A 7,212-nucleotide genomic window follows, 5' to 3' on the forward strand; every position below is an offset into this window, starting at 1 on the left:
GTTCCTTTTAACTGTTTAGTGGGTTGTGTTGCTGGGGTTAGTTGATAAAGCCAATGCGGCGCGTGGCTTGTTTACGGTTGTTTTCTTGGGTTAACAGAGCAATCGCGGTGGCTCTGTGGTTGTGGTTAGGTTGAAATAACATGCGCCTTGCTACGATAGCGAAGTCGCCGGGCGTTAATTGTTGTAGTGCGTGAAGTTGGTCAACCTCTATCACTGTGAGTTTGTTAATCCCTAGTACCTGTCGATACAAGGTCTGGCGCTGGCTTTCAGTCAGATAGTCACAGGTCAGTTTAAAGTCAAAGCGGCGCATCACTGCGCTATCGATAGCGCTGAGTGCATTGGTCGCGGCAAACACAGGCATGGTATTGCATTCAAGCTGTGACAGCAGTTCGTTGATGAGCTGCACTTCATACTGCGCTTGAGCGCTCTCACGCTGACTGAGCAAGCTATCGACTTCATCAAAGAGCATCAGCTTCTTTGTTCTGTGCGCTTCTCTAAACAGCGCTGCAATGTTCTGCTCGCTCTCACCGACATACTTACTCAGTACATCAGAGCACTTGATGTGCATGATATCCATGCCGTGGGTTTCAGCTAAGTGATGTACCCAACCTGTTTTGCCTGTACCTGGGGGACCATTGAGTAACACCCTAACAGGCAGACTGTTGGCTATTGCGGTGTCGATATCATTGATAATGGACTGTGCATCTTGTCCGTCGATGGCGTTAAGGTTTAAGCAACTCGGGTCAAAGCTTAGCTGGCCTTGATACTTAGCCGCTGGCGGCTCTTCCCCGCAGGCTTCAAGGGTGGCATCGATAACATCCAATACCACGATTTCAGCCTCATCCCCTGTTAAGGCTAAGGTACTTGCCACATGGGCGGCGTTCGCAATATATGCCGGAGCGGCATTAGATTTACTGGCTAACACCAAGCGAAACGCATCCGATACCTTAAGTGATTTCAGCATGGTTTTACTCATGGCAAAGCTAAAGGCTTCATCGGGTACAGGGATTTCCATTACTAACTTAAAGCGGCGTATGTAGCTTGGTTCAAGTTGGGATACATGGTTAGTAATCCAAATAGCAGGCACAGGATTGGTTTCCAGTAAGCGCATTAAGCCTTCTTTGGAGTAATGCTCATCGGCATGCTTAAACACGCTTTCGCATTCATCAACCAATAACAGGCTTTCATCTGAGCCATCGAGCAAGCTTTGCAGTAGATTAAGGTAGGTTAAGCGTTGGCTAGTGGGCTCTTTACTCAAGAACTCATCAGTCACTTTACCATCCTCAAACTGCACACTTTGCACTTCCACTAAGCTGCGCCGCAGTGCCTTTGCTAAGGTGCGAGATAGCTCGGTTTTACCTGTACCCGCAGCCCCATAGAGTAAAATGTTAACCCCTTTAAGCCGCTGAGCCATGGCCGCCCTTAGATAGCGATACACTAAATCGGCATTCACATGCTCAAATTGTTTAAGCTTGAACTGCGCTGTGGGGCTGTGTTTGATAATCGGCGCGAGCAAGGCTTCACGGCGAGTGAGCTTTTCAGTCACCAGCAATACCCTAAACGGCTCCGGTATTCTCAACAAATGCGGTAGGAGTAATGCTGCTCCCTCAATAAAGCGATTACGGGCTAAAGGTTCTAGTTGCCCATGAATATCATCACTGCTAAGCCCCGTCTCATGCTCTAACCAATGAATGAGGATATCCGTATCATAGTCAGCTAACAGGTTAAGCAACTCTTTGAGCCCTGCATTGGCATTGAGCATGATGATGAGCACCATCATGGGTTTCATTGCGGCATCTAGCTTAAACAGTTCACACAGAAACCGCGCATTGTGCTGCACCGTTTCTGCCATTAGAGGGTAATTATCCTTTAGCGGAAACAACGCTAGGGTGCTGTCGATATCATGATTAATGCCATGTTGTAGCTTGATACCCACTAACGAGTTAATCGCATAGGACGGCATATATTCAAAGCCATAATTGACGGCTGACAGCAATAAGTCTTCGGCGATTTGAGTTGCAAGGTAGTAACAATGCTTAGCGTGTTTAGCGATGGGTTTGACGTTTATCATCGACTGCCGCGCCCCCGTTTAATAGGCTTTTCAGGCGGAATGTAATCCAGCATCGCAGCGGCTTGCTTCATAAACGCATGGTCACGTTTATCGTAAATGGTAGTGGTACTGATATCGGCGTGTCCTGCCATTTGGCGCACGGTATTGATATCCACATTTTGCTCAAGCAAGCGAGTAATAAAGGTACGGCGTAAATCATGGGGCGATACGTTATCTACCCCTAGCTCATACAAGGTATCTTTAACTAACCGATATAAAGCCGTTGGGGTGGTTGGCTCGGTTAGCTTAAGCTTGCCTGTCAGTGTCGACTTACACACTAAATAACCCTGCTGGCGCTGACGTAACTTAAGCCATGCCAACAGATTTTTCTCTACCCATTCAGGTAAGAACAAGGTGCGACTCTTGTTACCTTTACCCGCAGCTACGGTCAGGGTATGCAAGTTGGCATCGTAGTCACTCAGCATCAACGTCGATAACTCACTACGGCGCAACCCAGTGCCCAAGAACAGGCTAAATATCACCAGATTACGGGTAGCAAAGGTGCCTTTTTGCGTTTTACAGTAATCCAATACTGCGGTCACTTGCTCTGTGCTTAACGGCGTACCTTGATGCTCACCGTGCTTTACCTGATTGATGGTCTGCAAGTTTGCGACCTGCGATAAATCGGCTTTGTTCATCAAGGCCGCTACTTTGACGATATTCTTAATCGTTATCATGGCGCGGTTGATGGAACGTGCTGACCACTGCGCATGGGTCATCATTGCGCGTATTTGCAGCGCTTGTTGATAGTCTATCTGACACAGTTTGTCATCGAGACAGTCTTCTTGCCACTGCATGAGTCGCGCAATACTGCGCATTTGTGAGCTGATAGAGCGCTGACTATTAATAGACAGGCGGCTCAAATACAGCGCATAAGGGGTCGCTGTAGTCATAGAGAACTCCAGTAAGTGTATAAATTGAATTGTGTTTAGAGGGTTGAACGAGAAGGGAAAAGTGATACTAGAAACACGTTTATAATATCACTTTGAGGACTAAATTTCAGCCACTGTTTTTGACACGGTTAGGATAAATAAAATGTTAGGTATACATTCGATTTTTGGTATAGGAGAGCCACTTAGTTGTTAATGCTTTTTTCTGCATAGAGGTCGTTAAGTGAATATGCACTAGATTACTATCAGAACCGAGTTTCTTCACTTCTCCTGTCGCTTTGTAATGCTCAAGGCTATTTTCATAACAAATTTCAGTAGCGGTGATGTAGTAGAACTCATGTAATTCGATAAGACAGGCAATTAACTCTTGTCTGTTAAGCATTATACCTGCGTCCATGAGGAGCTTTAGTAGGTGCTTAATTGGTAACCAAAGAATTTCAGGTTGAGAGCTTTTCGCTGAAATAACATAGACAAAGTCATCGCTAGTCCCATCTGCTAAATTTTTATCTTTAAACTTTTTGTTGAAATCAGAAAGGTCGAACACCAGTTCTTCAAAATTGGTTGTCTCATAAATGTACAAAAAACAACCTACCCTAACGGCGTTATGGCTTAATTGCTGATTGGTAATGATATTTGTTATAAATGTGTATTCGTCATCACTGTAATCGCTTGCACCTCTAAGCTTGCCTAAATCGGGAGCGGTCTCTAATCCTTCCTCGCAGATGTCTTTGCAGCGAGAAATTAGTTCTCGTTTGAAGTTATCTTGAATTCGTCTAATTGGGTTTTCTTGAGTTCCATAATTCTTATTCATATATATATCCATTTTGTTACTATTTATCATCCGACATTTTTTGAATCACTATTAGAGCCAAATTTTCTCTGATATTGAGTTTTGCGCATCTTTGTTAATCCCCTTTGGTTTCAAGACATTGTTAGATCTTTTGGTTCTGAATAGTCAAGTTAATTCCCGTGTCTCACATCGTTTGTTTTATCAATAAACGTTCAGTAAACAACATAAAACCTCGGAATCCTTAAAATACTATTCCACCGTAAGTAGTTGACTTTAATGTTATTTATTTTGATTGCTTTGTAGTAAGTATCCGTGGCTTTAATCATGAAAATGTGGGATTACCAATTACTCCTAGCTTCATAAAGTATGCATATCTTATAAAAGCAGGAGTTAAAAAATGTCTATCAACAACCGTAATAACCTTGAAGTGATTGAAGCTTGTCCAAGTGAAAAGCGAAATTTTGCACTCGAAACTTTATTGTGCGCTATGAAGAGTGGTAATTATTTCAAACTGCTCACTCTTCGGGATCGTGACGGCAGAAAGGTTAATCCATCATCTATAGCTGATGTTAAACTTTTGAAAATTATCCCCAAAGATCCGTCGTACTTTTACGTTAAAGCTGTTTTCCCAAAGGCCTGTATTGGTGAAGATTTAGAAGTGTTTTCTAAGCAGGTTAAGGATGCAATCTATTATTACAGTGTAAAAAGTTCATTTGTGGCGATGTACTGTTGCAAGGGAGATCACAATGAACGAACTCAACTGAAATCAATTAAAGAACTACCTCACGTTGAACTACGTGTCCTACATAATGTTTGCTTGAGTGATCGTAATATTGTAATCACCAATGAACCGAAGGTTTTGACACATTTTGAGATCGCAAACCGAATTGGTTTTGATGGTTGGCTTCCTCATAAACCGCTCTCATCTATTGGCGATTGTGCCTCAGTTATTGACGTACATACTGTTCCGCCAATATTGTCAAAGCTCGCTAAGTCAATCGGTAAGCATGGTAATCCTAACTTCGATTATGTTGTTGGCTCAATAGTGGGATTAACGGGAGCTGTCCTTGCTCAGGACTTTAGAGTTGCGGTTAATAACAACTCTGTGACTTATGAATCCCCTAATATATGGGTCATGAATGTTGGGCATCCTGCATCAGGTAAGTCACCCATAATGCTAGCAGCCTTAAGTAATGCAAGTAGCTGTGTCTACCAACGTGATGAGGGGCGGGAACGTAAGGCTGACATGGCTAAACAAGCAATTAATCAGCGTATTAAGGGTTTTTTAAATCAAATACTTAAAAGTAGTGATGAAGAAGGTGAATCTAATGCATTAATTGATCAAATTGAGAAAGAATGCAAAGCGAAAATAGATAAGGTTTTACCTGCACCTATTCATGACCGTGGCATTCACATTACTACAGATACGACGCTTGCCGCTCTTTACAAATTAATGTTGCTTGGTCGACCAATTGCATATGTCGCAGATGAAGGTGGAGCATTCTTTAAAAGTTTAGAACGACCAGATGCCACATCTTCGGCACTTAGAGGCGTCTTTTTGAATAGCGAATCTGGTAATGGGCGTCTAAGCGTATCTCGCGCTAATCAAGATGATAAATTAATCGACAAAGCAGCAGTTTCTGTCCTCGCTGGTATTCAACCTGATGTATTGGGACCTTACATTAGTGCGGCTCAATTGGGTCATGGCAATGATGGCTTGTTAAATCGTTTCTTATGGATGGTACTCCCCGTGACAGCCATTGATGATCCATTAGTTTCAGGTGGTTTTTCAAAGTTAAAAGCTATTACGTGTAAGAAATTTTTTGATGCACTTGCTAAATGGGATCCTAAACGAGATGCAAATTTTAGTGGCGAGCATCTACTAATTCATTTTTCGTCTAAGGCTCAAGAAGATTATGAAAATTTGGTGACTTACATTCAAAAGGAACGCAGCAAGTACAGTCAAAAGCACCTAATGCATAGTCAATTGGGTAAATATGAAGCGTTATCTTGTAAGTTAGCTTTGATATTTCAAGTGTTTTTGAATTATGACGTCGATACAGAAACATTCAAACAGATTGAGTGTATTTCGACTGAAGCATTTAGCTACGTAGAGGAGACCATTGCCTATTTGATGTCACATGCAATGACAATCTTTGGTGTGGAGGGGATGGCTCAACAGGAGGAGGCCAAACAACTATTCGAAAAGCTTAAGAAAAAAGGGGCCAATAAGAAAATGTCAGTGTCTGAAATGGCGCAATGTAATTGGAAGGGGTTCAGTGGGCGCGGAGATGAAGCAAAAGAGACGATTCAAGATGCATTACATTATCTCGAGAAACTTGGTCTTGTGAAACCAATCGACAAAGGTAGTGCAACACTTTGGCAGATCAATCCTAAAGCTATTTGGTGAGCCAACTAGGGTGACAGTGGGGATGACTTCCCCACCCATTCGCTAGTGTGATTAGTGTGTGTTTTCGAGATATCTAAACGATTAGTGACCTATCTACAGGCATACTGTAAATGCACACTAACAACACTAATGCAAGTGTAACTATCTATAATACAACAGTATTATTATGTATATGTATGTATCTTAGTATATATAGTATATGTGTAGTATAGAGATCATGAATAGAGATCTAACTATGTCTAAGTCTAATAAAACAGCCCTTCCTAGTGTGATTAGTGTGCATTCTGGCAGCACCTACATAGCAGGTGTAAATGCTTATACCCAAGCAACTAACCAATTATGTGATCTTGCCAATCTATCTAATCACCCTTCTAAAGTAGTTAAAACACAGCTTAAAGCATGGTTTAAAGATAAGCCGAGTAATGAGCGATTGAATCATTTTCGGCTATTAAAACTGGAACGTTATCTGAGCGCAATATTGATGAACCCGCTCGAATACGGTGCGATCCCTTTTGTCGATATGCTGTACTTAACTATAGACGCGCCAGAGTCAGTGGTTTCTACGCTATCTACGGCTATGAAATCTGTGCCTACAGAGCATTTTAAGCTGTTTAAAACGGGCCCTGTTAAATATCTAAAGGGCAGCAAAGAAGTATATCAACGCTTCGCTATGTTTGAGAATCAAGCCTCTTCGAAGATAATTGTCTATTGGGGGTTGCATCCAAAGGTAAGAGAGGAGCGCCCAAAGCAGCGTTTAGTCAAAATATCAATAAATCCAGCAAGACACAGTCCTGCCGAGATTACCGCCTTTTTTGAGTGGTTTAAGTCGCTATTAGGTGATGATGCACAGCAAATTATGGAAAAGGCTAATGTAACACGTCTGGATATCGCTATGGATCTGATAGGCGTACCGTTACCTTATTTATTCTTTGAACGTACAAATAACAACCTCAGAGGTTTTATTCTGAACGAAAAAGCTAATAACCTACATGTTGGAACGCAGAGGCTTGGC

General features: G+C 42.3%; 5 protein-coding genes. 2 read left to right on the forward strand and 3 right to left on the reverse strand.

The features are described 5' to 3' along the window. Positions 1-37 precede the first annotated feature (37 nt). From ACHA99_RS17135 to ACHA99_RS17145, 3 genes are all read right to left on the reverse strand, one after another. The gene (locus ACHA99_RS17135) at positions 38-2,071 is read right to left on the reverse strand and encodes an AAA family ATPase (protein WP_393944026.1); all 2,034 of its coding nucleotides are present in this window, start codon (positions 2,069-2,071) and stop codon (positions 38-40) included. Then, entirely contained in the window at positions 2,068-3,003 is a 936-nt protein-coding gene (locus ACHA99_RS17140) for a tyrosine-type recombinase/integrase (RefSeq protein ID WP_393944028.1), read from the reverse strand. The genes ACHA99_RS17135 and ACHA99_RS17140 overlap by 4 nt, the downstream gene beginning before the upstream one ends. A gap of 145 nt (positions 3,004-3,148) precedes the next feature. Further along, the gene (locus ACHA99_RS17145) at positions 3,149-3,811 is read right to left on the reverse strand and encodes a hypothetical protein (protein ID WP_393944030.1); all 663 of its coding nucleotides are present in this window, start codon (positions 3,809-3,811) and stop codon (positions 3,149-3,151) included. 376 nt (positions 3,812-4,187) lie between these two features. Between ACHA99_RS17145 and ACHA99_RS17150 the strand changes: the two genes are divergently transcribed. Together ACHA99_RS17150 and ACHA99_RS17155 are read left to right on the forward strand one after the other, a co-directional pair. Next, positions 4,188-6,200 carry a DUF3987 domain-containing protein gene (locus ACHA99_RS17150; RefSeq protein ID WP_393944032.1) on the forward strand — a complete coding sequence of 671 codons (2,013 nt, stop codon included), beginning with the start codon at positions 4,188-4,190 and terminating at the stop codon, positions 6,198-6,200. A gap of 235 nt (positions 6,201-6,435) precedes the next feature. Then, on the forward strand, positions 6,436-7,212 hold a 777-nt coding region (locus tag ACHA99_RS17155), incomplete at its 3' end, for a hypothetical protein (RefSeq protein ID WP_393944034.1).

It is taken from the genome of Shewanella sp. S23-S33, assembly GCF_043359565.1.
Lineage (GTDB): Bacteria > Pseudomonadota > Gammaproteobacteria > Enterobacterales > Shewanellaceae > Shewanella > Shewanella oncorhynchi.